Consider the following 24,456-nt stretch of genomic DNA (forward strand, 5'->3'; position numbering starts at 1 on the left):
GGAGTAAAAATTGGGATGCCCAAAATTAAAAAAATTAAACTTTTGGGAAGATTTTTCTTCCCAAAAGTAAATATCAATTTAAACTTTTACCCTTTTGCCGGTTTCTGCTGATTTCAAAATAGCTTCTACCACCTTAATATCCCGCAAACCTTCTTCTCCCGGAACCAGTGGCGGCTTGTTTTCAAGAATGGCCAGGGCGTCGTCGTCCATCTGATTGGCCTGTTGCCAGGGTACCTGGTAGGGATGGTTGATTTCTCCTAAGGGACTTTCTCCTTTCACGCCTGCATAAGCAGAGTAAGGTTTCATTTCAATGTTTCCTTCAGCACATTCCACCGTTAAATAATTGATGTTCTCGGCAAAACTGGTTTTAATATCGGCATAAATTTCTCCTGGAAATTCCAGTTTGGCTTCTACCACATCCGCTAAACCATCCTTGTAAATTTCCGGACGGGTAGAAATCGCTTTGGCCGACACCACTGCAATGGGCTCCATATCGGTACCCATCCGGGCTCCCTGTATGGAATAAACGCCCATGTCATAGATCACCCCTCCGCCCATTTCTTTCTTCTGCTTCCAGTGATCCGTTCTGTTCTCCGTATAGCCGGCAGCACAATCCACATAGGCCACTTTTCCCAACTTATTGTCCCGGATGATGGACCGGTACTCCTGGGTGTTGGGCTCATGCTGTAGCCGGTAGCCAATGGTCAATTGCACCTTATTTTTTTTGCAGGCATTGATCATGTCCTGGCATTCCCGGCTGGTGACGGCCATGGGTTTTTCGCACCAGACATGTTTTCCTGCCTCGGCAGCCCGGATGGTATACTCCGCATGCATGGAGGGGGGCAATACCACGTAGACCACGTCAATATCGGGATTGTCTGCTATGCTGTCAAAATCCTGGTAGTTGTAGATGTTTTTTTCCGGAATCTGGTACTTTTCCTTCCATGCCTCAGCTTTGGAGGGAGTGCCGGTAACGATACCAGCCAGGTAGCAATGTTCGGTTTGCTGGAGTGCAGGGGCCAGCAAGTCGGTGCTGTAATAGCCCAGGCCTACCAGGGCTACGCCAATTTTTTCTTTCTTGTTTCGGGCCAGCAACTCATAAGGATTTACCAAAGCCAGGCTGCTTCCCAGCGCCAGGGTTTTGATGGCATTTCTTCGGGATTGTAAGTTCATCAGGTTTATCTTTTTGGTTTGATCAAATGGGTATCATCATTTTAATTATGCAGTTAATATAGGGAATTTTAATGGCAGGACAAATAATGGACAGGTCAGGAGCAGGATTTGAAATTCAATGATGAAGGACAGGTTTTGCCTGACCTATTTGTTGCAGCTTTTAAAAAAACGTAATTTCGCCTAAATTTTGAATCATGGCCCAACCTGAGATTTCTGTAGTTGTTACCATTTTTAACGAAGAAGGCAACATTTCCCCCTTACTTGAGGCAATTTACGCCTCTCTTTCATCCATTTCCTATGAATTGATTCTGGTAGATGATGGGTCTACGGATAGTTCGGTGGCTAAAATGAGAGCCGAGGCGAATGACAAGACCCGCATTTTGGTTTTCAATAAGAATTACGGGCAGACTACGGCGCTCGCTGCGGGTATAGACCATTCCCGGGGTCAATATATTGTGACCATGGACGGGGACCTGCAGAACGACCCCAGTGATATCCCCATGATGCTGGACATGGCCAAAACGGAAGACTGGGACGTGGTGGCAGGCAGAAGGGCAAACAGGCAGGATGGTTTTGTGCTTCGGAAGTTGCCCAGTAAAATGGCCAACTGGCTAATCAGGCACACCACCAAGGTGTACCTTTCAGATTATGGCTGTAGCTTGAGGATCTACAAAGCACAAATTGCCCAAAACATGGGTTTATACGGTGAACTGCACCGGTTTATTCCTGTGCTGGCCAAACAAGAAGGAGCCAGGATGACGGAAGTGGATGTCAAACACCATCCCCGGATTCATGGTACCTCCAAATATGGCCTGAGCCGCACCTTTAAAGTGATCGCCGACCTTATCCTGATGCTTTTTTTTCAAAAGTATTTTCAGCGTCCCATCCATATTTTTGGTACCCTGGGGTTGCTGTCTCTGGCCCTGGGAGTTTTGGTCAATTTTTACTTATTGGTGGTAAAACTAATGGGAGAGGACATCTGGGGAAGGCCCATTTTATTGGTAGGTTCCATTCTGGTGCTGGGAGGTATTCAGTTGATCACTACCGGCATAGTGGCCGAAATCATTGTCAGGACCTATTTTGAGTCACAAAATAAAAAAACCTATACTGTGAAAGCCATTCATCAAAATGGTAAAAAAGAGGATTAAACTTTTACTCAAAATTCTCCTTACGGGAGCGGCCCTGTATTTGGTTTTCAATAAAATCGATACTAAAACCACCTGGAGGGTCATCCAATCTGCCCATATGGGCTGGTTGCTCCTGGCATGGTTGTTTTTTATCATCTCAAAAGTATTCAGTGCCATACGGCTCAATATATATTTCAAAGACATAGGCCTGGAAATACCGGAGTCAAAGAACCTAAAGCTCTATGCCATAGGCATGTTTTACAACCTGTTTCTGCCGGGGGGAATTGGCGGCGATGGTTATAAGGTGTATTTGCTCAACAAGTTGCACCAAAAACCAGTAAAGCAGCTGATCAATTGTGTTTTGCTGGACCGGGGCAACGGCCTGGCAGTATTGCTATGGTTGATGTTTGCGCTGATGCTGTTTGTGAATATTCGCCTGGACTTCCCCCTTTCTTTTTATTGGATGGGCTGGCTTGGCCTCCTGTTGCTGCCTTTTGGATTTTACCTGGTCATGTTGTTGTTTTTCAGGTCATTTATGGGATCTATTCCATCCAGCACCGGATATTCCTTTCTCAACCAGGTATTGCAACTCTTCAGTGCTTTTTTTATACTCATGAGTTTAGGGGTGGGGCAGCAGTATATCCCGTACCTTTTTGTGTTTCTGGTGTCCAGCACCGTCTCTGTCCTGCCCCTGACCATAGGTGGGGTGGGAGCAAGGGAATTGGTTTTTGTGCTGGCCCACGATTATGTGGGCATTAACGAGAATGTGGCGGTAGCCTTTAGCCTTTTATTTTTTATAGTGACTGTAATGACTTCACTCAGTGGCATTTTTTTTAAGTACAGGGAATAAAAAGAAATTTTTCGAGGTAGTGTTGTAGCATTCCGGGACCTTATCCCGTATGGAGGACAATGAGCGCTCAGTTGTTTTAGTTAACCAAAAAAAATCAAGAAAATGATTACTACACTTAGAAAAATTACGCTTTTATTGGGTTCAGGCTTGCTTATGATGAATTTGGTGGGTTGCAATGAGGATGAGGAACCCTGTACGGACCAAACCCTGGAACCACTGCGCTTGATGATTACTGATCTTGAAGAAAATAACCTGCTGGACGAGGATTCGGACTACGAATTGGCAGATTTCAAGCTGTTCTATCAGGATAACAACGATTGGGTTGAACTTACTGTGGAGGCGGACGAAACCTCTGATGAGCAACCTTTTATTGAGTCCATGGAGGCAGCAGAAGAAAGCCTGGAGGGCAATACGGAATTTCAATTGGTATTGACTGAAAACGAGTCGGTAACCTTTGATTTTGTAGTCACCCTGTCAAATGCTAGCGGCTGTGATGTGTTTTCTTACGAAGCGACTGATTCCGAAGGAGAAGATCTAGATCAGCGTTCCGAAGGAGAACCAAGACCGTATATCATTCAAATTGATTTTGAAACAGAATAAAACTTAGATAAAGGCTACCTTTCCTTTTTGGGGAAGGGTAGCCTTTTTTCCCTGCTGTTCGCTTTCAGTCCCCAGGTTCTTTATATTACCCACGGCTCCATTTTTTAGTAACTAAAAATTGCACGATTTTTGGAATAGAGGACCACCATACCAACCGCCATAAAAATGTACCAATACGACTATCCCCGACCTGCCCTGAGTACCGACGCTGTTGTCCATGATGTACTGGAAAATCGGATTTTGCTGATTAAAAGAAAAAACCCGCCATTTGAAGAAAAATGGGCTTTGCCAGGGGGCTTTGTAGAGGAATATGAACTACCCCTGGATGCCTGCAGGAGGGAGCTGAAAGAGGAAACAAACCTGGATTTGCCCGAAGGAAAAATGCTGGGTGTCTTTGCCGAAAAGGGCAGGGATCCCCGGGGCTGGATGGTAAGTGTGGCCTTTTACTTTTCCCTGAAGGAGCAGCTTAGCCCAAGAGCAGGGTCAGACAGCAGCGAGGCTGAGTGGTTTCCACTTTCCGGGCTGCCAGAACTGGCTTTTGACCACCTCAAAATGGTTCAGACGGCCGGATTGATTGAATAAGGGTTCTTTTTGCGGAAAGAAAAAGGGATAGTCACAAAGGACAAGAAGGAGGCACAAAGCACGCAAAGGATTATGGTAGGGGGTTTTTGCAGATACCATAGCAATCGTCCTCCCCCAAAACCAGCAAGTAAGGGCACCATTTTAAATCAATCGCCGATGAATTCCCCCTTTCTCTTATGGTTTAAGCAAGTGAATGGATTTAATTTTTACGTGCATCTTAAATTTATAACAGACTATTTTTTGTACACATTAGACCACGGATTAAAATAATAATCACAAAGAATGCGAAGAAGGCGCAAAGCACACAGCGAATTTTGATAATGGGTTTTTGTAAATTCCTCTAAGATCCTTTATCCACCGAAACCAGCAGGTAAGAGCGCACATACGAAATCGCACCAAGACAAAATCCCCCTTTTTAAGGGGGAGACAGGGGGATTTTCTTTTGAAAACATGCCCTGGTTTTGATCCTCTTCATTAAATCCCCTGAAGCTTTTTTTAAGGGAAATTGCTTTCCTGCTCCTGCACCAGGTTTTTCCCATTGTGGAACCTACCTCAAGGAATGGTCCTGAGAAAAATTTCAAAAAAAAACCTGACCGATTCGGGTCAGGTTTTTTTAACAAGTTATTTTTTCAGGACAATTAACCGATAGATACCCGCTTGAAATCGGATACGGTCAATCCCTTGCTTACACTGTCTAGGTATTGGGCGATGGTTTGGCTATTGTCTTTAACAAAAGCCTGGCTCAACAGGGTGTTTTCCTTATAGAATTTATTCAATTTGCCCATGGCAATTTTTTCCAGCATGGCTTCAGGCTTACCTTCCTGCCGGGCCTGGTCTTTGCCAACTTCAATTTCTCTTTCGATCACGGAGGAATCTACCCCATCCCTGTCTACGGCTACTGGGCTCATGGCAGCAATTTGCATGGCCACATCTTTAGCGGCTTCAGAAACGTTTGCTCCACCAGTATTGGTGAGGGCTACGAGTACGCCCAGTTTGCCATTGGAGTGGATGTAAGGTTCCACCAGCTCGCCAGAGACTTTTTCCAAATGGGAAACCTCAATTTTTTCCCCGATTTTACCAGTCATTTCGGTGATTTTTTCACCAATGGTAATGCCTTCAAAGGGCAGGGCCATGACAGCATCAATGGTGTCTGCATCGGCCTTAACTGCTGCTTCTAATATGGCATTGGCAAAGCTGCTGAATTCATCATTTTTAGCCACAAAATCGGTCTCGCAGGTCAGGGAGATCAGGGTGCCGGTCTTGCCATCTGCACTGACATGCGTGGCGACCACACCCTCTTTGGTTTCTCTGTCGGCCCTGGAGGCAGATACCTTTTGGCCTTTTTTTCTAAGGATATCAATAGCTTTTTCAAAATCTCCTTCCGCTTCGGTGAGGGCTTTTTTACAATCCATCATGCCGGCACCGGTCTTTTGTCTCAATTTATTTACCTCTTGTGCAGTTATCGCCATTGCTTTATTTTTTTTAATGTTGATATATCGTTAGGTATTGACAGTAAAACAAAAATTGAACAGCAGGCGAAAGCCAGTGTCCAATTTCTGTATATATGATGTCAATGTGGATTATTCGTTGGTTTCAGCGTCAGCTGCTTTCTTTGCTTCTTCTTCCTCAGAAAGCTTGGCTTCGTCTTTGTCTTTCTTGCGTTCTGACAAACCTTCCTCGATGGCAGCACCAAAGGCTTTCACCAACAATGAAATGGATTTAAAAGCATCATCATTGGCAGGGATAGGGAAATCCACCTCGTTGGGGTTGGAATTGGTATCTACCAATGCAAATACGGGAATACCAAGTTTTTTGGCTTCCGAAAGGGCAATGTGCTCCCTTTTGATATCTACAATAAACAGGGCTGCCGGTAGCCTGGTTAGGTCAGCAATTCCTCCCAGGACGGTTTCCAGTTTATCTCTCTGACGGCTGATCATCAACCGCTCTTTTTTCGCCAGGTTGCTGTAAGCATCGTCCTTTGACATTTTGTCAATGGTGGACATTTTCTTCAGGGATTTTCTGATAGTAGCAAAATTGGTCATCATGCCACCCAGCCACCTTTCAGTAACATAAGGCATCTTCAGCCTTCGGGCTTCTTCTGCTACCAGGTCCTTGGCTTGTTTTTTCGTCGCTACAAACATGACTTTCTTGCCTGAGCGTACGATCTGCTTGATTGCGTTGGATGCTTCTTCAAGGCAAACGAGCGTTTTGTTTAGATCTATGATATGGATCCCATTCTTCTCCATGAAGATATAGGGCGCCATTTTAGGATCCCACTTTCTTGTTAAGTGTCCAAAGTGAACACCAGCATCCAGTAAGTCTTTATATTCTATATTGGCCATTTATAAATATTGATTTGATAGTTCGATTGGGAGATAAATTCCAAAATTATCGCTTGGAGAACTGGAATCTTCTTCTTGCTTTTCGTCGACCAGCTTTCTTACGTTCCACCATTCTGGAGTCACGGGTAAGAAATCCTTCCTTCTTCAAGGGGGTTCTGTGCTCCTCGTTGATTTCACATAAGGCCCTGGATATGGCCATGCGAATCGCTTCTGCCTGACCACTGATGCCGCCACCATCAACATTGATGTTGATATCATAGGCACCGTCTTCATTCACCAATACCAAAGGTTGTTTCACCACGATCTGGTGCAACTCAAAGGGGAAATACTTGTCCAATGCCCTTTTGTTTACCGTGATGTTGCCATTTCCGGCCTTGATGTAAATCCTGGCTACAGATTCTTTTCTTCTTCCGATTTTGTTAATTACTTCCATTTACGGGCTAGCATTAAAGTTTTACTTCTTTTGGTTTCTGAGCGCTGTGGGGATGATCCGAGCCGGCGTAAACATACAGGTTGGTGTACATTTTCCTACCCAGCCTGCTTTTAGGCAACATGCCTTTTACGGCCTTTTCTACTAAAGTTCTGGGGGCTTTTTCCATCAGGATTTTGGGAGTAGCAATACGCTGACCTCCGGGATAGCCCGTATGGCGTACATATACTTTTTCATTCCACTTCCTTCCGGTAAGCCTGATTTTTTCGGCATTGATGACAATCACGTTGTCACCACAATCCACATGAGGGGTAAAGTTTGGTTTGTGTTTCCCTCTCAACATTTTCGCCACTTCACTTGCAAATCTACCCAGTATCTGAGATTGGGCATCCACTACCACCCAATTTTTATCCACCGTGGCATCATTTGCTGATATGGTCTTATAGCTTAAAGTATTCACTGTGTGTAAATGTTTAATTATTAGCTTGTTAAATACATTTCACCCTCAAAAAGGGACACAAAGATAGAAGTAAATTCCATTAATTGCAAAGAAATCTAAAGTTTACTGCCTTATTTTCACAAGAATACGCTTTCAGGATGGGCTCCAATTGTGATTTCAGAGACTTGGCAGGCCTCAATGCCTAAAAGGAACATGGTCCTCGTTACTACTGGTATTATCTGGTAGGCGGGCAATCACTGAAACGGTTTTTCGACAATACCACTGCCATTTTGATCCTTATGACAAATTGCTCCCCACTCTGGCTATCTTTATCCTAGGACTGAAGGTTTAATTTTTATAGTACCGCAATTCCATATGTACTTTTGGCTTGATCCAAAAGTACCAAAAGATCAAGGCACAAAAATCCTTCTGCCCGCAGCCTGCCGCACCCCCGGTTTTGTGCCGGCCCACCCGCTTAATAGTTTCCTGGGCGATTCACTAAAGATGGGAAGTGCAGGTAAAAGAACATTGGATGTTATGATTAATTCCCCACTGTAAATCCAAGCTTTGTATTTAGGCATCTCGGATGATATCCAATTTAGAATTAGGAAATACTTTATCCGTTAGGTAAACCAGAAACCCAGCTAGGCCAGCGCAAAGACCTGTCAGGGTTTCAAAACCTGACAGGTCTAATTATTAAGTAAAGTAAAACCGTAATTTCATATGCCTCATTGGCATACCAAAATGGATAGGAGGGTGAAGTTTTTTACTTCTCCCAGAGAGGGTTAACCCTTTTTGTTTTAATCAGCAAACCCATTAGTCCTAGTTTAACTAAGACAATAAAAATAATAGAAATCTATTTTTCTTTTGTATTATTTTCCCCATATTATTTTTTATGCATTGGAACAACCAAAAAAAATGGGAAATAGAATTGAATTGGCAAAGCTTTCACGGCTTGGTAAGTGCCATGCTCTTCTTGATTTTTTTTCCAAGCTGTAAAACAGATACCAGCAATATTCGGATAAGCCGGTCAGAGGTACTTACCATGGATATATCGGATTCGGTTTTTACCAACCCAGGAACTATTCAATTGGTGGAATCAGATTCTGCGAACGTATTGTTCCTTTTTAATGGCATCAAAAAGAGCCTTCAATTTTTTGAGTTTCCGGAAGGTAGGCTGCTCCATGAAATCCATGTACCCATGGAAGGGCCTGATAATCTACGCGGCCCCACGGGTGGGACGCTTCTTGCCAAAGATTCCATCTGGTTTACCTTTTCTCCCCCGGCAATAGGCCTGATGAATTTCAATGGTAAGCTTTTGTTCAAAAAGGAAATTAAAGACGAACGCCTGAATATTCCTCTGCTGGAGGCGAATCAAAAAAGGCCTCTTTTTCAGCATCAGAACTTGATTTTTGGCACCCAGCCCCATTTTACGGATCACCACAAAATGAATGCTGAAGCGATCTTTGACCACCCCCTGATATACAGTTATGATATGGATGCCGATTCCTTGCGGTGGTACGAGGTTTATTATCCTTCGGATTATTGGCAAAAAGGGAAACGAAGGGCAGACTTTTCCTGGGCGAAACGGGAAGATAAACTATATCTGGCACCCATCTACCACGATGAAATTCAGGTTTTTGATATGCATTCAGGAGAAATAGTCATTCGGAAACCGGTCCCCTCTCCGGGAATCAGCAGCTTTCAGGTTATTAATTCCCTTCCTTCCAGTGCTGCAGAAGCGGATATGTCCCGTTTAATCCACGATCGATACGGTACCTTGCTATTTGACCCCTACCGGGATGTTTTTTACAGGTTTTTCTTCCCTGGGTTCGAGCCGGGAGAGGAATTATCTGTTGAGGACCTCAGCAACCTTAACTGGTCCAGACCCTATACGGGGATCACGGTATTTGATAAGGAACTGAATGTCCTTGGGCATCACCTTTTTGATTCTTATGAGGTATACGGACATGCCAATCATTTTGTAGGAGAGGAAGGATTGTATGTCTCGATAAATAATGAATTTCATCCGGATTTTGATGAAAGTCAATTGAGGTATAAGGTCGTACAATTTGATTTGGAGAAATGAAAATGGCTAGCAGGTACTTTGTATTGATTTTCGTAGTAGTTTCGTTTTTTCATTCAGGCTGTAGGAACACCCAATGCTAAAATTAGGAGCGGGCTGACAAAAAGAAAGATAACTTTATTTTGTTGGTCACATGCAATTCTTCTGCTACTTACTCGTCTTTTCCAATTGCTTGATCAACACCGCAAAATCCTTGGGATAGGGGGTTTCTGCGGTGATGGGCTCACCGTCCAGATCTTGAAAGCTGATGGACTGCGCATGCAGGGACACCCGCTGCATGATCGGCCGTTCCTCGGTGTCTTTTTTCAGGTTAAACTTCCGCTTGAGCTGGGACAGGTACAGCGGTTTACCTCCATACAGCGTATCCCCGCAAATGGGAGCACCCAGATAAGCCAGGTGTACCCGGATCTGATGCAGCCGGCCGGTGATGGGCTTGCAGGCGATCAGGCTGTGCGAAAAATAGGTTTTCAGGGTTTTGAAAAGGGTTTGCGCCGGTTTTCCCTGTGCCGCAATGCGGGCAATCCCCTTGCTGCTGGCCGTCAGGTTGCGGTCTACCAGCACTCCATCGAAATCGTGAATGCCCTCGGCTACGGCATGGTATACTTTCTCTACGGTTCGGTTTTCGAATTGCAACGCAATATGCCGGTAAGCTTCGGGGTTTTTGGCAAAGACCAGGCAGCCGGAGGTTTCCTTATCCAGCCGGTGGCAGACCTGCAAGTCCTCCCAATACTCCTTCCCCAGGGCAAGCATGTTTTGCGCCTCATGCCGGTCTTCCAGGGTGGCGAAGTAAGGTGGTTTGTTGACGATGATATAGTCCTCTGTCTCCAGCAGTATCAGTGATGTAAAGTCTATTTTTTTCATGCCTCCCTTATTTCGGCCCGAAGTTCCGAAATTAGCGGGTATAAAAAAATCAAAAGGGGAGAAAGGGTCAGGATTTTAGTTGGTTTTCTGATGCGAAAAGGGCAATTGACTGCCAAAAGGATAAGGTATAACAATGTAATATTCCGATAAAAACCAGGGAAAAGGCATGGCTGCCGTTTGTTTCCCCATCCGAAATGATTAATTTACCTGCTTCAATTCCGGGTTGAGTTATTGTCCCATGTAACAATAACCTTTAGGTGCTTTGGAAGGGCTACAAAAAAAATCTGAGGTCCATTAAATTGCTATTAGTGAATTGCTACCATGGAAAATGACGTACGCTGGAAACAACGGTTTTCAAATTTCAGAAAAGCATTAAAACAGCTTGAAGCGGCGGTACGACTTGCCAATACGCGGGAATTGAGCCAATTAGAAAAACAAGGCCTCATACAATCCTTTGAATACACCCACGAGCTTGCCTGGCTAGTGATGAAAGATTTCTTTTTCTACCAGGGGAATCCCGAAATCCGTGGATCGAGAGATGCCACCCGGGAAGCTTTTAAAAACGGGTTAATTGAGGATGGGGAGATTTGGATGGATATGATAAAAAGCCGAAACATGAGCAGTCATACCTATAATGAGGAGATTGCTGCTGAGATAGCCCAGAAAATCACAGCACAGTATTTCAAAGGCTTTGCTGATTTCATGGCCAAAATGGGAAAAATAGATTTAGAAAAACTATGATTACGCTAAGCATTTCCGATACAGGCTTGTCTGCGAAGTCCATTGAGAGCATACAATCGGTATTTGCCCGGTACCCAGAGATCGAAAAGGCCATTCTTTACGGTTCCCGTGCCAAAGGAAATTTTCGGAAGGGTTCTGACATTGACCTGACGCTGGAAGGCAGGCTACTCACACTAACCATGCTTAACCAAATTCATACCGAACTGGATGAATTGTTGCTTCCCTACCAAATTGATATATCCATTCGGCATAAAATTAAAAATGCCGATTTGCTGAATCATATTGATCGGGTAGGCAAGCTGTTTTATGAAAAGGAGTAGTTGTAGAAGGACGAGATGCTACAAAAGCCCTTTAACCTGAGTAAATAGGCAAATCCCCCTTTTTAAGGGGGAGAGGGGGATTTTTTCGGTAACGTCCCATATATCAATTCGTTAGTTGTTACTTCTTTTGAATTCTTACCTGATGCTGGGCTCTACCATCACTGTGAAACCTGACATTTTTTAAACGCAGAAATCAGGAAGACGATGGTTTTTTACAATATATGGGAATATAGAGTTATTCGTTGTATCATGATTATGGCATAAAATCACCTATTCATCCTTTAATTCTCTGTACTTTTTCTCCCGATTCGCTGCGCTGCTCGGGACAGGCTTTGATGAAAAAGTACCAAAAAATCAAGACAAAAAAATCCTTCCTCCCACAAGCCTCCTGCGCACCCCGGTTTTTTGTCGGACCTGCGCTCTTTGCGAATTTAAATATAAATCTTCATTTGTTATAGGCACTACTTTTTTAAAAAGTGGATTTATTGACGTCACCAATAGACTTAAAATTTTTCAAAACTAAGAAGTTTGATGATAATGAGTGTTTTTAATATGTTGAAATTCAGTGATTTAATAAATATGTCTTCGGTAGACTTAGAGAGGGTTTGGAGCGGTGAAAGCCGTGGGGATCTCTAGCCGGACGAGGCTGCCACACCCTTTACCAGCTCCTAAACCGACCTAAAAGAGTTGCCATTGACGATTTAATCGGTTTTTTGACACTCATAACCCAATCTCAGGTCTTTATTGAATAGCGCAAATCAACAGGCTCCTGTTTTATTCAAACTTACTCCCGATTTACGCTTTCTTTCCCAGAGATACTTCTTTATTCCCTATCGGCAGGTCAAAGCTAAAAACCGAACCTTTTCCTACAATGGAACTAACCGAAATTTTACTTTTGTGCCCTTCCAGGATATGTTTGACAATGGCCAGGCCCAGACCGGTGCCGCCCTTTTCCCTGGAACGGCTTTTTTCTACCCGGTAAAACCGCTCAAAGATGCGTTTCAAATCCTCTGGATGGATGCCTGGTCCCTGGTCCTTGATTTCGATACTCAGGTGGTTTTTATTATGGCTCAATTGTATGGTTACTTTGCCTTCTTCCTTGTTGTATTTGATGGCATTGGACACCAGATTTTGTAGTACCCGGTAGATTTTATCCCTGTCGGCGAAGGTAATATACGTACTGTCCGCTTCGTACTGGAAATCTATTTTGATACCCCGCTTTTGGGCCTTTCCTTCCAGCTGTTCGATGACTTCCAGAATGGAATTCTTTACATCAAAAATTACCGGATGAAAGCGGATAAAGCCACTTTCTATCTGGTTGATGGTGATCAGGTCCTGAACCAGGTTATCCAGGTTGTTCAGACTTTTGGCTGCCCGCTTCAAAAATTTATCCCGTACCGTATGGTCTTCCACCGCACCGTCTAAAAGGGTATGGATATAGCCCTGCGCAGCGAAGATGGGGGTTTTCAACTCATGCGAAATGTCTGCAATAAATTCCTTCCGGAAGGTTTCGTTTTTTTGAAGGGTTTCGATCTCCCGGTTTTTGGCAGCTGCATAAGCATTGATATTGGACTGCAAGCTTTTCAGCGGAGAAAGGGAGGCTTTCATCTTTTTAGTAGCCTTGATGGAAACATCCTTCTTCTGAATTTTTTCCAGGACATTGTAGATATTGCTGATCTCCTTAAACACCAGAAACTCCAGACTAAGGTGGATCAACAGGTAGCTGATGGAAAAGGAAAGGGCCGCAGTGGCCAGTAAGACCAGACCTCCGGTACCTTCAATAAGGGACAAAAAGGCAACCAATAATACCGCAATCGATGTAGACAATATAAAAGCGATTCCCCTGGAGGTACTAACCATGGATCAATGCAAATTAAATTTATAGCCTACCCCTTTGACCGTAAATATGTAATCATCACCTATTTTTTCTCTCACCTTCCGGATATGTACATCCACGGTTCTGGCCAGCACAAATACATCCGCCCCCCAAATGTTTTTCAGCAATTCATCTCTGCTGAAAACCTTATTTGGGTTTTTGGCCAGAAAATAAAGCAACTCAAATTCCTTTTTGGGCAAGATTATTACTTTACCATCCTTGTTGATGGTATAACTGCTCCGGTCAATGATCAGGTCCCTGACAGCCACCTGGTTGGAATCTGTTTCCTTTTTGGTTTCCCTGCGAAACAGGGCACCTATCCGGCTTATCAGCGCCCTGGGTTTGATGGGTTTGTGGATATAGTCGTCGGCACCTACATCGAATGCGGCCACTTCTGAATATTCCTCGGACCGGGCGGTTAGAAAGATAATAAAGGTGTTTTTCAGTTCAGGTATTTCCCGGAGTTGCCGGCAGGTTTCTACACCGTCCTGGTTGGGCATCATGATATCCAATAAAATGACATCAGGTTTAAAGGTGATGGCGTTTTTCACAGCTTTGACCCCGTTATTAGCGGTGCTCACCTCGTAGCCTTCTTTTTCCAGGTTGTAAGTTAATATTTCGATGATGTCTTCTTCATCATCTACTACCAAAACCTTTAATTTCTGTTTTTCACTCATTGCTTTGTTACCTAAAGACAATAGTAATTTAAATTACAAACCAAAGGTAGGGATAATAAAAAAAAACAGGCTTAATTCAGGAAAAGTTTTGGGCTGAAACCAAAGAAGATTTTGTTAAAAAACGCCAGGTATTACCCTAGTATTAATTTTGCGTCAAGCTATTATTAAGCAGCCCCTTAGCCGATACGATATCCATGTTGATGGAGCCCACCATCATGCTGGCTTTGATTTTCACAGGGATGCGATTGGCATCTGCGGTAATCCATATTTTTACCGGTTTTTTGCCCCTGAATAATTTGTTGCTGGGAAGGGTGGGACTGAAAACATGGGTTTTGAAATCCCCGATTTCTGTAGAAACATCATCCATTCCCTCGTATGTTAATTTTAAGTTATAATTTTTTTTATCAAAAAAACCTTTGATGGCCAGTTCATCTCCTTTTTTCAGCCCATTCAGATCCATGGTTCTCAACAGGTAATACCCACTTACGATATCCTGTACATTTTTAGGAATATCGAAGTTTTCCACCTTGGTCAGGTTTTCATTTTCCCTGTCAAACAATTTGACTTCGGCTGACTGCTTTTGATGGTCAAAGTCAATTACTTCATGCTTACGGTAGTTACCCTCTTCAATGTGCCTGTAGGCCCGAAAAGGAACAATCTGGGCGGTATCTATATAACTTCCCCAATTGTCCTTGACATAAAACAACTTGAAAATGCTTAGGGTACGTCCGAAAACATCTATTTTGTAGGCCGGGCGGCCATCGATTTGATGGACCTGATCAGAGATTACCATTTTGGCTTCAGCGGCATTGAGAAAGAAATAGCTGACATTGAAAGTGAGTTCCTCTCCTTTGGTAAAAGCCTGGTTTTTTCTCAGGGAAGGGCTTTCCTTCTCAGGTGCCTGCAAGAGCATTAAAACCGCAATTATTATGGATTGTAGGTACAGGTTCATGTGTTTTTTAGTAGGCTATCTTCAAAGTCCATACCATTTTGAGTATCAACAGTCAGCGTTTAGTTATCCAAATGTAGTCTAACGAAATACAAAAACAATGGTTATCCACAGTTGGTATTGAACTGGCTAATGTTTACTTTCACATTATCAATTGAACGATTTGAATATATACCATGAGTGCAAATACTGAAAAACTAAAAGCCCTTCAGCTCACGCTGGATAAACTGGAAAAAACCTACGGCAAAGGTACCGTAATGAAATTGAGCGACAATGTGGTACTGGACGTGCCTGCCATTTCCACCGGTTCCCTGGGTCTGGATATGGCTCTTGGAATAGGTGGAGTGCCCCGAGGAAGGGTCATAGAAATATACGGGCCGGAGTCATCCGGTAAAACGACCCTTTCCATGCATTGCATCGCTGAAGCGCAAAAAGCCGGAGGACTGGCCGCCTTTATTGATGCGGAGCATGCCTTTGATAAGTCTTACGCAGAAAAACTGGGCATTGACATAGAGAATTTATTGATTTCCCAGCCGGACAGTGGGGAGCAGGCACTGGAGATTACCGAGCACCTGATCCGCTCAGGAGCCATTGATATCATTGTGATTGACTCTGTGGCCGCCCTGGTACCGAAGGGAGAACTGGAAGGTGAAATGGGGGATTCAAAAATGGGGCTTCAGGCCCGGTTGATGTCTCAGGCCCTGCGAAAACTGACAGGGGCGATCAACAAGACCGGCTGTGCCTGTATTTTTATCAATCAGCTTCGTGAAAAGATAGGGGTAATGTTTGGTAATCCTGAGACGACCACCGGGGGAAATGCCCTGAAGTTTTACGCTTCGGTGAGGCTGGATATCAGAAGAATCGGGCAGATAAAAGAGGGGGCTGACAATATACTTGGCAACCGGACCAAGGTAAAAGTAGTAAAGAACAAGGTTTCTCCTCCTTTCAAAGTAGTGGAATTTGACATCATGTATGGAGAAGGCATCTCCAAGGTCGGAGAAATCATTGACCTGGGAGTAGAATTTGAAATCGTGAAAAAAGCCGGGTCCTGGTTTTCCTATGAGGGCAATAAACTGGGTCAGGGCAGGGATGCCGTCAAAACCCTGCTGCTGGATAATCCTGAATTGATGGATGAGTTGGAATTAAAGATCAAGGAAAAGGCCGGTATTCTCAAGGAAAGCAAAGAAAAGGGCAAGTCGGGCGCTAAAGCAAAAAACGAAGTCAAAAATGAGGAATAAGGGATGCTGAATCCTTTCGGTAGGTAGCTGTCAGGCCGTTCGGATAGCATCTACCGGATCCATTTTTGCAGCCATGGATGCCGGAATAATTCCAGAAGCAATGCCGATGGCAGAGGAAAGACCCACTCCGAGGAGTATGTTTTTAAAGCTAAGGATGATTTCAAGATTGCCCAGAGAAATGAAGGTGGCTCCAAATACAATCATTAAACCTGCAAACCCTCCGATAAGGCTTAAGAAGGTGGCTTCAAAAAGGAATTGGGTGAGGATAAAATAATTTTTTGCCCCCAATGATTTCTGTATGCCAATGATCCCGGTACGCTCCTTGACCGAAACAAACATGATGTTGGCAATCCCAAATCCGCCGATCAAAATGGAAAAGCCGCCAATCACCCACCCAGCCAGGGAAATAACCGAAAAAATGGAACCGACGGCATCCTGGATAAATTCGGATTTATTCAATGCGAAATTATTTTCTTCAGTGGGTTTAAGCCCTCTTTTGGCTCTTAGGAGTCCGGCCATTTCATTTTCCAGGGCAACTAATCCCGGATCATCGTCCCTTCCTTTTGCGGCAATGGTAGGCTCTATGCCGTTTTTCCCTACATAAAACAGTTTGTTGAAGGCTCCGTAGGGTACCATCAGCGCTTCGTCTTTGGAGGGGGTATCAAACAAACCTTCCCCTTCTTCTTCCAGCACCCCGACAACGATGAATTTTAATCCCTTGATCTTAAATTCCTTGCCTATGGGACTTTGACCCGGAAAAAGGGCATTGGCTATCTTCACTCCAACTATGGAAACGTTTCGGGAAGCATTGATTTCCATTTCTGTAAAAAAACGGCCCTCCTGTATGGGAATATCATACACCTCGATATGGTTGTGCACCACACCATCCAGATTGGCCATCTCATAGGCATTGCTGCCAGCCTTTACGGTAGTTCTCGTGTTGGCAAAGATGGTTACTCCGGAAGCACTGCCGAGGCGTTCGTCCAGAAAGGTGAATTCGGAATAATTTCCTGGAGGGCGTCTGAAATATTTCCACCAGGGGTATTCCTGAGGACCTGAAGAAAAAGGAAACCTGTCTACCCGGATCACATTGCTACCCAAAAAAGTCAAGCTATCCTTGATGTTTCTTTCCAGAGAATCTACCAGTGTAAAAACCGCTATAATGGCAAAAATACCAACCGTCACCCCCAGCAATGAAAGAATGGTGCGGGTTAAATTGGATTTCAATGCCTGCATTGCAAAGCGAAAACTTTCCCAGAGTAGCCTTAATACGATCAAATTGGAGAAGATTTAAAACAATTTGACAATATAGGTAGAATTAGGTTATTTTCTTATTAACTTTGCATTTTTTACGATATTTACGTTTACTCGTTATTTCCAAAATACATACACATGAAGTTATCAGATTTCAAATTTGAAATTCCCAAAAAGCTTATTTCCTTGTATCCTCCCGAAAACCGGGATGAATCCAGGTTAATGGTGGTTCACAAGGATACAGGTAAAATAGAACACCGGGTTTTTAAAGATATCATCGAATATTTTGGTGAAGGTGATGTATTCGTCACCAATAACACCAAGGTCTTCCCTGCCAGGCTATATGGTAACAAGGAAAAGACCGGTGCTAAAATCGAGGTATTTCTGTTGAGAGAGCTGAATCAGGAACTTCGGCTTTGGGATGTATTGGTGGATCCTGCCAGAAAGATCAGGGTAGGCAACAAGCTTTATTTTGGAGATAGTGACCTGGTAGCAGAAGTGATTGACAACACCACTTCCAGAGGGCGTACCATTCGGTTTTTATTTGACGGTACAGATGAGGAATTCTACAAAACCATCGATACACTGGGAGAGACGCCTATTCTGAAAGAATTTATCGAAAGAGAAGTAGTGGATGCTGACAGGGAAAGGTACCAGACCATTTTTGCCCAACATGTGGGGGCCGTGGCGGCTCCAACTGCAGGTTTACATTTTACCCAGCACCTGTTGAAGCGACTCGAGATCAAAGGGGTGGAAGTATGTCCTATTACCCTTCACATAGGTCTGGGAACCTTCCGACAGGTAGATGTGGAAGACCTTACCAAGCATAAAATGGATTCTGAAAATTACGATATCCCTCAGGGTACCGTAGATTTGGTAAATAAAGCACTGGACAACAAGAAAAGGGTCGTTTCAGTCGGAACCACCTCTTTGAAAACCATAGAATCTTCGGTTACCGCCAATGGGCGGCTTAAGTCCAGCAGTGGATGGACGGATAAATTTATCATTCCTCCCTATGAATTTAAAATTGCCAACGCACTGGTCACCAATTTTCACCTGCCCGAGTCTACCTTATTGATGACGGCTTCTGCTTTTGGTGGCTATGACCTGATCATGAAAGCTTATCAGGAAGGTATCAAAGAAAACTACAAATTCTTCAGTTATGGTGATGCCATGTTGATTATTTAAGTTTAAAAAAACCAAAAAAACCCGTAGAAAAGTATTTTCTACGGGTTTTTTTGGTTTTAACCCAGATTATCCATCAGGAAATGTTGTGATCAACAAAAATCAAGGCAGGCTCCCCCTTTAATGGAGATTTACTGACCTGTTTTTTCTGTATCTGTTTTCCTTAAAAAAGAACTGACTGCCCCAATAACATTTATCCATTGGGGCAGGTATATCCATCGAAGTTTAAATACTCACTTCTTTTTCAAACCTCTCCAGGGCCTCAGGCCGTCCCACTACATATACAATATCACCGAGCTTAATTTTCGTATGCCCGGTGATGTCTGTTTCTGTCTTTCCATCCCGCTTGATGGCCACCATGTTGATACCAACCTGCTCTCTCAGGTTGATGTCCTTGATAGGTTTACCTATCAGGGAGCCATGGTCTTTTTCTACCTTTACTCCAGCAAAGTTGATTTCCGGTACATCCAGCGTGATGGTGTTGCCATTTTCACTGGTTAAAGTCCGGAACACTTCGTAGTTGTGAAACCTGACATCATGGGTGAAATCCTCAATTTCACCCTTGGGCACCAGGTATTTGTTCAGAACCCTGGTGAAAATTTCAATTGAGGTTTCAAACTCTTCAGGGATTACTTCATCAGCTCCTAATTTCAGCATCGCTTCTATCTCGTTTACGTACCGGGTACGCACGATAATAAAGGCATTTTGTGTGGCTGCCCGGATATTGATAATGATTCCCTTGGTGGATTCATGATTGGAAATGGCGATAACCGCTACCCGGGCTTTATGGATTTTAACGTGTTCGAGTACCACGGCATTTGCCGCATCTCCATACATGATGGGCTCTCCCTTGGCGGCTTCCACCCTTACTGTTTCCGGATTCATTTCAATAATGGCGTAGGGAATATCGGCCCTTTTGGCAGCTTTGGCCAGGTTGCGTCCATTCAAGCCAAATCCTATGATAATGAGGTGATCACTGAGCTGTTCGGTTTCTATTTCGCCGGCAGGCAAGTCTAGTTTATCGCCAAACCGGGCTTTGAAATTTTTGGGTACCGGAATATTCAAAACCCGGCAGGCAAGGTTTTCCCTTTTTTTGAGGACAAAAGGAGTGATGATCATGGTAATGATCGATATGGCCAGAAAATATTGGTAGGTGGTGTTGTCTAATAGCTCATATTTCAATCCTTCCTTGGCCAACAACAAGGAGAATTCACCCACTTGAAAAATCGAAAATGCGACAATAAATGACTCTTTAAAATTGCTGCCTATGGCTTTAACGGAAAGCGATACAATCAGAAATTTTACCAAAAATGTCAACATCACCAGGGCAAGAATGATCAGGATGTGGTCTGCCAGAAAGCTGATGTCGAAAAGCATCCCAACTGAAACAAAAAAGAAACTGAGAAAAATCTCCCTGAAAGGCAGGATCTTACCGGTAGCATGGTGGCTGTACTCGGATTCACTGATGATCAAGCCTGCTAAAAATGCCCCTAATCCAAGAGAAAGCCCCAGCAAGGATGTGGCATAAGCTACTGCGAAGCAAGTAACAATAATGCTTAGTAGAAAAAGTTCTTCATTTTTTGACTTGGCCACACGGTAGAGCAGCTGGGGTATCAGGTACTTGGCACTGATGATGGTCAGTATGATTACCAATCCACCTTTTAAAGCCATATAAAATAAGGAGAGGAGGATATTGTCTGATTCTCCTGCCAGCATGGGGGTGAACAAGACCAGGGGAACAATGATGATGTCCTGAAAAATCAAAATAGCCAGGGTGGTCCTGCCTGAAAGGGTATTGATTTGGCCTCCTTCCTGTAGAAGTTTGAGGACGATGGCAGTACTACTCAAGGCAAACAGAAATCCAAAAAATACCGCCTTGCTCCAATCAAAACCAAAAAAATACGTAATAATCGTTGTCACGGCTATGGTGAGGGTTACCTGCAGGCTTCCTCCAATAAAAACCGCTTTTTTGATGGCCATCAGGCTTTTCAGCGAAAATTCCATACCTATGACAAAAAGCAGGAGGATCACACCGATTTCGGAAAGTACTTCCACTGCAGTAGAAGCATCGACCAGAGAAAGCCCATAAGGTCCCGCAATGGCACCTGTAAGCAGGTATCCTATAATGGTGGGCAGTTTCAGCCGCATAAAAAGCAGGATTACCAGGGTGGCCAATCCAAAAATGACCACAATATCTGAAAGGAGAGGTAATTCTGCTGCTGCTAATATAAAAGGGTTCATTTGATCGTTATGTTAAAAATCAATGGTTAACAAGTTAATCAAAATATAACAAAAAAATAAGGGGTTTCTGTAGGACCGGGGATATTGACTCATAGATTTTGTAGCCCTGTGGTTAGTAAGCAAGGCCTAACCGTTTGTAAATGAAATGCATCAACCAGGCAGGTCCAATCAATAAAAATTGAAGGTCTTTGAAAAAAGATGGTTTCTTACCTTCAATTTTATGTCCGTAAAATTGAAGTATCCAGGCCAATACAAAGAGAAGTATACAAAATAACCAAAAAGGGAAAGGCAAAATTAAGCTCAGGAAGCTGGAGAGCGCCAGACAGCTTGCGGAAAACAACAACATCCCTAATGCCAGTGGTGGAGAAAGGGAATAATAGTAGAAGAAAACCAGCAATAAAATCAATGTGGCCCAATTGGCAAAATCTCCCAAAATCGAATTGAATTCAAGCATGGGTCCGGCTGGAATACTGTAAATCAGGCCCACTATACTAAAGAAAATGGCAGGGACACAAACCCAGTGAATGATTTTGTTAGTAGGGTGTCGGTGGCTGAACCCATACTCCTCCAAGAGATGATCAATCCTCCTCATGATCAAGGTATTTGTGCGTTTGATAATTTGCATTAAGTTAGTTAAAAAAAATGATATACATGCAACAGTCTTTTATTTTAAAATTTTATTCGGATATGTTCTTCGTTTAGGCCAATAATGAAAGAGTTCTGTCTGTGAAGAGCGTAAATTCATATTTTTTTTTAACTTTAAGCTTTTCTATGCCACATGATTGATAAATGACTAGTCCTTCAAAAAAACCTTCCTTAGGGGAAGCTTTATTTCCGATTATTTTCCTGATTGTCCTTTTGGCCATCAACATAAATGTCTTTGGTACGGACGGCCTTTTGGGCTCGAATCAGTTGGTTCTGGTGATTTCATCAGGAATAGCTGGGTTGATAGCCGTTTTTAGACTGGGTGTAAAATGGGATAGGGTACAGGATGGTATTGTCAAGAGCATTTCTTCAGCCATGTCCTCTATATTGATTTTGCTTTTAATCGGTTCACTGGCCGGTACCTGGATGATTAGTGGTATCGTGCCTGCCATGATTTATTATGGGCTTCAGGTGTTGAATCCCACCATTTTTCTGCTGGCGGCCTGTGTAGTTTGCGGGGTGGTATCCGTTTCCACGGGAAGCAGTTGGACGACGGTAGCCACGGTAGGGGTGGCTTTGCTGGGTATAGGGAAGGCCTTGGGATTTGGAGAAGGCATCATTGGAGGAGCCATTATTTCAGGAGCCTATTTCGGAGATAAAATGTCTCCCTTGTCTGATACCACCAACCTGGCTCCGGCCATGGCAGGTACGGATCTTTTTACCCATATCCGGCACATGGTCAAAACTACTGTTCCCTCCATCTCCATTACCCTTGTCATATTTGGAATTATTGGGATTTGGGGACAACCAGCCGGTACCATAGGCCAGGTGGAGGAGATATCCAGGGTGATTTCCGATACATTTGCCATCAATGGCTGGCTTTTTATCGTACCTGTGTTGGTACTTTTGCTTATCATCAAGAAAGTACCAGCCATACCTACGCTACTGGCCGGGGCCCTGTTGGGAGCATTATTTGCTGTGATTTTTCAGGGGGAAGTGATTAGAGAACTCGCTGGCGATAGGGAAGGTGGGGCGGCATTGCAAACTTTCCAAATTGTAATGGGATCGCTTTTCGGAGATACCGCCATTGTCACATCCAATGATATAGTCAATGAATTATTGGTCACAGGCGGAATGGCAGGCATGCTGTACACCGTTTGGCTGATTATTTGTGCCATGGTTTTTGGTGGAATCATGGAAGTAAGTGGTATGTTAAAAGTCATCGCTGAGGCAGTAATCAGCAAAGTTAACTCTGTGGGGTCATTGATTGCCGCCACAGCGGGAACAGGTGTGTTTTTTAACATCACTACTTCCGATCAGTACCTGGCCATCCTGGTGCCAGGCCGGATGTATTCTGATATTTACAGGAAAAGAGGGTTAAAAGGCGAAAACCTAAGCCGGACACTGGAAGACAGTGCTACCGTGACCTCGGTTCTCATTCCCTGGAATACCTGTGGAGCTACCCAGGCATCGGTTTTGGGAGTGGCTACACTGACTTATGCACCTTATTGTTTTTTCAATATTATCAGTCCCTTTATGACCATCTTGTTTGGTTACCTGAATTGGGGGATTAACTATTATACCAAAGAAGAAATGGAAACCATTAAGCAAGAAGAAGTTTTGGCATGATACCATTAAAAATCAGCAAGCAGGAGGTGAATGGGATGGAATTGGGTGCCTTTGAAGGAGAAATTATTCTCGTTGAAGACCAGAAAACCCTGAGGAATATGGAGGCCGATTTGGTTTCCCAAAAGTTTGTGGGCTTTGATACCGAAACCCGGCCCGCATTCAGAAGAGGGGTAAGCTATGATGTCGCCTTGCTGCAGTTGGCTACCAGAGAGCGTGCTTACCTGATCAGATTGAATGAGATGGGCTTTCCCAAAGAGGCCAGAAATGTGCTGGAAAGCGCTCAAATTATCAAAGTGGGTGCAGCCGTTCGGGATGATATCAAAGCCTTGAAAAAGATTTCTCCAGGGTTTGCTCCCGATACTTTTTTTGACCTTAATGAAGAACTGAAGCGGGTTGGTTTTCTGAATGTGGGGGTAAGGAACCTGAGTGCCATGGTATTGGGTATTCGCATTTCCAAATCTGAGCAGGTATCCAACTGGGAGGCGTTGGCACTGACAGACAAGCAGCTGCTGTATGCAGCAACGGACGCCTGGGCCTGCCTGGAAATATTCCTGAAACTGTACAAGCAAGGTTACCTGGACGATATCTTTTCTATGTGATGGCATTCAGCGAGGGTATAGCTGCTAACAGGGTTTTCACCTCTTCTTGTATATTTGCCCGGCATTCCAATTTGATGAGACAGCTACTACTAAAGGCCTGATGGGTAATTTTCAGGTCATTTCGGCTAATGGTACCCATCACCTGATCCATTGCCTCGTAGGCAAATGAAATGGTCAGTTCAGTCATCAGTATTTTGGTGATTATTTCACCTGAAGCAATGGCTGCAGCAGCTGCGGTTTTGTATGCCTGAACGAGACCGCCTACTCCCAGTTTGGTGCCTCCAAAGTACCTGACAACTACGATGAGGGTATCGGTGAGTTCATGGGACCGAAGTTGTCCCAGGATAGGATCTCCGGCGCTGTGGTGTGGTTCTCCATCATCATTTGTGCGGAAGATATCCATTTCTTTTCCTAAAATATAGGCATAGCAGTGGTGACGGGCATCGTGGTAGGTTTTTTTCAACTGGTCCAGGATGTGCTGCACCCCAGCCTCGTTTTCAACCGGGTAGGCAAAAGACAGGAACTTACTGCCCTTTTCTTTATACATTCCTGTTGAAGCTGCCTTAATGGTCCGGAAGGTGTCGCTCATGAGGATGTTTTGCTTTTAATGGG

General features: G+C 43.9%; 24 protein-coding genes. 11 read left to right on the forward strand and 13 right to left on the reverse strand.

Annotated elements, in window-relative coordinates; all coding sequences use genetic code 11:
* Nucleotides 1-78: 78 nt before the first annotated feature.
* Nucleotides 79-1,173 (reverse strand): Gfo/Idh/MocA family protein, encoded by a 1,095-nt coding sequence (locus tag GL182_RS20430; protein ID WP_163381653.1) that lies wholly within the window; start codon nt 1,171-1,173, stop codon nt 79-81.
* A 194-nt stretch (nt 1,174-1,367) separates the two neighbouring features.
* Here GL182_RS20430 and GL182_RS20435 point away from each other — a divergent pair, with 194 nt between their 5' ends.
* The 4 genes from GL182_RS20435 (at nt 1,368) to GL182_RS20450 (ending at nt 4,332) form a co-directional block, all read left to right on the forward strand.
* Nucleotides 1,368-2,321, forward strand: coding sequence for a glycosyltransferase family 2 protein (locus GL182_RS20435; protein ID WP_163381654.1), 954 nt, complete (start codon nt 1,368-1,370; stop codon nt 2,319-2,321).
* Entirely contained in the window at nt 2,302-3,150 is an 849-nt protein-coding gene (locus tag GL182_RS20440; RefSeq protein ID WP_163381655.1) for a lysylphosphatidylglycerol synthase transmembrane domain-containing protein, read from the forward strand. Before GL182_RS20435 ends, GL182_RS20440 begins: the two co-directional genes overlap by 20 nt.
* Nucleotides 3,151-3,252: 102 nt before the next feature.
* Nucleotides 3,253-3,750 carry a hypothetical protein gene (locus GL182_RS20445; protein WP_163381656.1) on the forward strand — a complete coding sequence of 166 codons (498 nt, stop codon included), beginning with the start codon at nt 3,253-3,255 and terminating at the stop codon, nt 3,748-3,750.
* Nucleotides 3,751-3,915: 165 nt separating this feature from the next.
* Nucleotides 3,916-4,332, forward strand: a complete 417-nt coding sequence (locus GL182_RS20450; RefSeq protein ID WP_163381657.1) for an NUDIX domain-containing protein — start codon at nt 3,916-3,918, stop codon at nt 4,330-4,332.
* A 638-nt stretch (nt 4,333-4,970) separates the two neighbouring features.
* Here the strand turns inward: GL182_RS20450 and tsf are convergent.
* The 4 genes from tsf to rplM form a co-directional block, all read right to left on the reverse strand.
* Nucleotides 4,971-5,801: a translation elongation factor Ts gene (tsf, locus tag GL182_RS20455; RefSeq protein WP_163381658.1), complete on the reverse strand. Its 831-nt coding sequence runs from the start codon at nt 5,799-5,801 to the stop codon at nt 4,971-4,973.
* Between the two features lie 111 nt (nt 5,802-5,912).
* Entirely contained in the window at nt 5,913-6,674 is a 762-nt protein-coding gene (gene rpsB / locus GL182_RS20460; protein ID WP_163381659.1) for a 30S ribosomal protein S2, read from the reverse strand.
* Nucleotides 6,675-6,720: 46 nt separating this feature from the next.
* Nucleotides 6,721-7,107, reverse strand: a complete 387-nt coding sequence (gene rpsI / locus GL182_RS20465) for a 30S ribosomal protein S9 (RefSeq protein ID WP_163381660.1) — start codon at nt 7,105-7,107, stop codon at nt 6,721-6,723.
* 13 nt (nt 7,108-7,120) lie between these two features.
* Complete coding sequence (gene rplM / locus GL182_RS20470; RefSeq protein WP_163381661.1) at nt 7,121-7,564, reverse strand: 50S ribosomal protein L13; 444 nt, start codon at nt 7,562-7,564, stop codon at nt 7,121-7,123.
* Between the two features lie 874 nt (nt 7,565-8,438).
* On the opposite strand from rplM, the gene GL182_RS20475 reads away from it, so the two are divergent.
* Nucleotides 8,439-9,632 (forward strand): DUF4221 family protein, encoded by a 1,194-nt coding sequence (locus GL182_RS20475; RefSeq protein ID WP_163381662.1) that lies wholly within the window; start codon nt 8,439-8,441, stop codon nt 9,630-9,632.
* A gap of 144 nt (nt 9,633-9,776) precedes the next feature.
* Here GL182_RS20475 and GL182_RS20480 read toward each other — a convergent pair whose 3' ends face one another.
* Entirely contained in the window at nt 9,777-10,490 is a 714-nt protein-coding gene (locus GL182_RS20480; protein WP_163381663.1) for an RluA family pseudouridine synthase, read from the reverse strand.
* 321 nt (nt 10,491-10,811) lie between these two features.
* On the opposite strand from GL182_RS20480, the gene GL182_RS20485 reads away from it, so the two are divergent.
* Together GL182_RS20485 and GL182_RS20490 are read left to right on the forward strand one after the other, a co-directional pair.
* Nucleotides 10,812-11,231 (forward strand): nucleotidyltransferase substrate binding protein, encoded by a 420-nt coding sequence (locus GL182_RS20485; RefSeq protein WP_163381664.1) that lies wholly within the window; start codon nt 10,812-10,814, stop codon nt 11,229-11,231.
* Nucleotides 11,228-11,551: a nucleotidyltransferase domain-containing protein gene (locus GL182_RS20490; RefSeq protein WP_163381665.1), complete on the forward strand. Its 324-nt coding sequence runs from the start codon at nt 11,228-11,230 to the stop codon at nt 11,549-11,551. The genes GL182_RS20485 and GL182_RS20490 overlap by 4 nt, the downstream gene beginning before the upstream one ends.
* 795 nt (nt 11,552-12,346) lie before the next feature.
* On the opposite strand, the gene GL182_RS20495 is transcribed toward GL182_RS20490, so the two are convergent.
* The 3 genes from GL182_RS20495 to GL182_RS20505 form a co-directional block, all read right to left on the reverse strand.
* Nucleotides 12,347-13,411, reverse strand: a complete 1,065-nt coding sequence (locus tag GL182_RS20495) for a sensor histidine kinase (protein WP_163381666.1) — start codon at nt 13,409-13,411, stop codon at nt 12,347-12,349.
* A gap of 3 nt (nt 13,412-13,414) precedes the next feature.
* Nucleotides 13,415-14,104 carry a response regulator transcription factor gene (locus GL182_RS20500; protein ID WP_163381667.1) on the reverse strand — a complete coding sequence of 230 codons (690 nt, stop codon included), beginning with the start codon at nt 14,102-14,104 and terminating at the stop codon, nt 13,415-13,417.
* 142 nt (nt 14,105-14,246) lie between these two features.
* Nucleotides 14,247-15,056, reverse strand: coding sequence for a DUF3108 domain-containing protein (locus GL182_RS20505; RefSeq protein WP_163381668.1), 810 nt, complete (start codon nt 15,054-15,056; stop codon nt 14,247-14,249).
* 173 nt (nt 15,057-15,229) lie between these two features.
* Between GL182_RS20505 and recA the strand changes: the two genes are divergently transcribed.
* Entirely contained in the window at nt 15,230-16,291 is a 1,062-nt protein-coding gene (recA, locus tag GL182_RS20510) for a recombinase RecA (RefSeq protein WP_163381669.1), read from the forward strand.
* Nucleotides 16,292-16,321: 30 nt separating this feature from the next.
* Here the strand turns inward: recA and GL182_RS20515 are convergent, their stop codons facing one another.
* A complete protein-coding gene (locus GL182_RS20515; RefSeq protein WP_163381670.1) occupies nt 16,322-17,569 on the reverse strand; it encodes an ABC transporter permease in 1,248 nt (415 codons plus the stop codon).
* 114 nt (nt 17,570-17,683) lie between these two features.
* Here GL182_RS20515 and queA point away from each other — a divergent pair, with 114 nt between their 5' ends.
* On the forward strand, nt 17,684-18,733 hold the full coding sequence (gene queA, locus GL182_RS20520) for a tRNA preQ1(34) S-adenosylmethionine ribosyltransferase-isomerase QueA (protein WP_163381671.1): 1,050 nt from the start codon (nt 17,684-17,686) through the stop codon (nt 18,731-18,733).
* Between the two features lie 222 nt (nt 18,734-18,955).
* Here the strand turns inward: queA and GL182_RS20525 are convergent, their stop codons facing one another.
* Together GL182_RS20525 and GL182_RS20530 are read right to left on the reverse strand one after the other, a co-directional pair.
* A complete protein-coding gene (locus tag GL182_RS20525) occupies nt 18,956-20,971 on the reverse strand; it encodes a cation:proton antiporter (protein ID WP_163381672.1) in 2,016 nt (671 codons plus the stop codon).
* Nucleotides 20,972-21,083: 112 nt separating this feature from the next.
* Nucleotides 21,084-21,563, reverse strand: a complete 480-nt coding sequence (locus GL182_RS20530) for a DUF962 domain-containing protein (protein ID WP_163381765.1) — start codon at nt 21,561-21,563, stop codon at nt 21,084-21,086.
* 197 nt (nt 21,564-21,760) lie between these two features.
* Here GL182_RS20530 and nhaC point away from each other — a divergent pair, with 197 nt between their 5' ends.
* Together nhaC and GL182_RS20540 are read left to right on the forward strand one after the other, a co-directional pair.
* Nucleotides 21,761-23,245, forward strand: a complete 1,485-nt coding sequence (gene nhaC, locus GL182_RS20535) for a Na+/H+ antiporter NhaC (RefSeq protein ID WP_163381673.1) — start codon at nt 21,761-21,763, stop codon at nt 23,243-23,245.
* Nucleotides 23,242-23,844, forward strand: a complete 603-nt coding sequence (locus GL182_RS20540) for a 3'-5' exonuclease (protein WP_163381674.1) — start codon at nt 23,242-23,244, stop codon at nt 23,842-23,844. The genes nhaC and GL182_RS20540 overlap by 4 nt, the downstream gene beginning before the upstream one ends.
* Here the strand turns inward: GL182_RS20540 and GL182_RS20545 are convergent.
* On the reverse strand, nt 23,837-24,433 hold the full coding sequence (locus GL182_RS20545; RefSeq protein WP_163381675.1) for an IMPACT family protein: 597 nt from the start codon (nt 24,431-24,433) through the stop codon (nt 23,837-23,839). The genes GL182_RS20540 and GL182_RS20545 overlap by 8 nt on opposite strands.
* Between the last annotated feature and the right edge of the window lie 23 nt (nt 24,434-24,456).

This window comes from Cyclobacterium sp. SYSU L10401, assembly GCF_010993705.1.
Classification (GTDB): Bacteria; Bacteroidota; Bacteroidia; order Cytophagales; family Cyclobacteriaceae; genus Cyclobacterium.

Coding starts and splice junctions, on each gene's coding strand:
- queA (WP_163381671.1), top strand. CDS start 17,684: ATGAAGTTATCAGATTTCAAATTTGAAATTCCCAAAAAGCTTATTTCC.
- GL182_RS20490 (WP_163381665.1), top strand. CDS start 11,228: ATGATTACGCTAAGCATTTCCGATACAGGCTTGTCTGCGAAGTCCATT.
- tsf (WP_163381658.1), bottom strand. CDS start 5,801: ATGGCGATAACTGCACAAGAGGTAAATAAATTGAGACAAAAGACCGGT.
- GL182_RS20430 (WP_163381653.1), bottom strand. CDS start 1,173: ATGAACTTACAATCCCGAAGAAATGCCATCAAAACCCTGGCGCTGGGA.
- rpsB (WP_163381659.1), bottom strand. CDS start 6,674: ATGGCCAATATAGAATATAAAGACTTACTGGATGCTGGTGTTCACTTT.
- GL182_RS20485 (WP_163381664.1), top strand. CDS start 10,812: ATGGAAAATGACGTACGCTGGAAACAACGGTTTTCAAATTTCAGAAAA.
- GL182_RS20435 (WP_163381654.1), top strand. CDS start 1,368: ATGGCCCAACCTGAGATTTCTGTAGTTGTTACCATTTTTAACGAAGAA.
- GL182_RS20440 (WP_163381655.1), top strand. CDS start 2,302: ATGGTAAAAAAGAGGATTAAACTTTTACTCAAAATTCTCCTTACGGGA.
- recA (WP_163381669.1), top strand. CDS start 15,230: ATGAGTGCAAATACTGAAAAACTAAAAGCCCTTCAGCTCACGCTGGAT.
- GL182_RS20475 (WP_163381662.1), top strand. CDS start 8,439: ATGCATTGGAACAACCAAAAAAAATGGGAAATAGAATTGAATTGGCAA.
- GL182_RS20480 (WP_163381663.1), bottom strand. CDS start 10,490: ATGAAAAAAATAGACTTTACATCACTGATACTGCTGGAGACAGAGGAC.
- GL182_RS20545 (WP_163381675.1), bottom strand. CDS start 24,433: ATGAGCGACACCTTCCGGACCATTAAGGCAGCTTCAACAGGAATGTAT.
- GL182_RS20530 (WP_163381765.1), bottom strand. CDS start 21,563: ATGAGGAGGATTGATCATCTCTTGGAGGAGTATGGGTTCAGCCACCGA.
- GL182_RS20540 (WP_163381674.1), top strand. CDS start 23,242: ATGATACCATTAAAAATCAGCAAGCAGGAGGTGAATGGGATGGAATTG.
- GL182_RS20450 (WP_163381657.1), top strand. CDS start 3,916: ATGTACCAATACGACTATCCCCGACCTGCCCTGAGTACCGACGCTGTT.
- GL182_RS20495 (WP_163381666.1), bottom strand. CDS start 13,411: ATGGTTAGTACCTCCAGGGGAATCGCTTTTATATTGTCTACATCGATT.
- GL182_RS20445 (WP_163381656.1), top strand. CDS start 3,253: ATGATTACTACACTTAGAAAAATTACGCTTTTATTGGGTTCAGGCTTG.
- GL182_RS20525 (WP_163381672.1), bottom strand. CDS start 20,971: ATGAACCCTTTTATATTAGCAGCAGCAGAATTACCTCTCCTTTCAGAT.
- nhaC (WP_163381673.1), top strand. CDS start 21,761: ATGACTAGTCCTTCAAAAAAACCTTCCTTAGGGGAAGCTTTATTTCCG.
- GL182_RS20500 (WP_163381667.1), bottom strand. CDS start 14,104: ATGAGTGAAAAACAGAAATTAAAGGTTTTGGTAGTAGATGATGAAGAA.
- rpsI (WP_163381660.1), bottom strand. CDS start 7,107: ATGGAAGTAATTAACAAAATCGGAAGAAGAAAAGAATCTGTAGCCAGG.
- GL182_RS20505 (WP_163381668.1), bottom strand. CDS start 15,056: ATGAACCTGTACCTACAATCCATAATAATTGCGGTTTTAATGCTCTTG.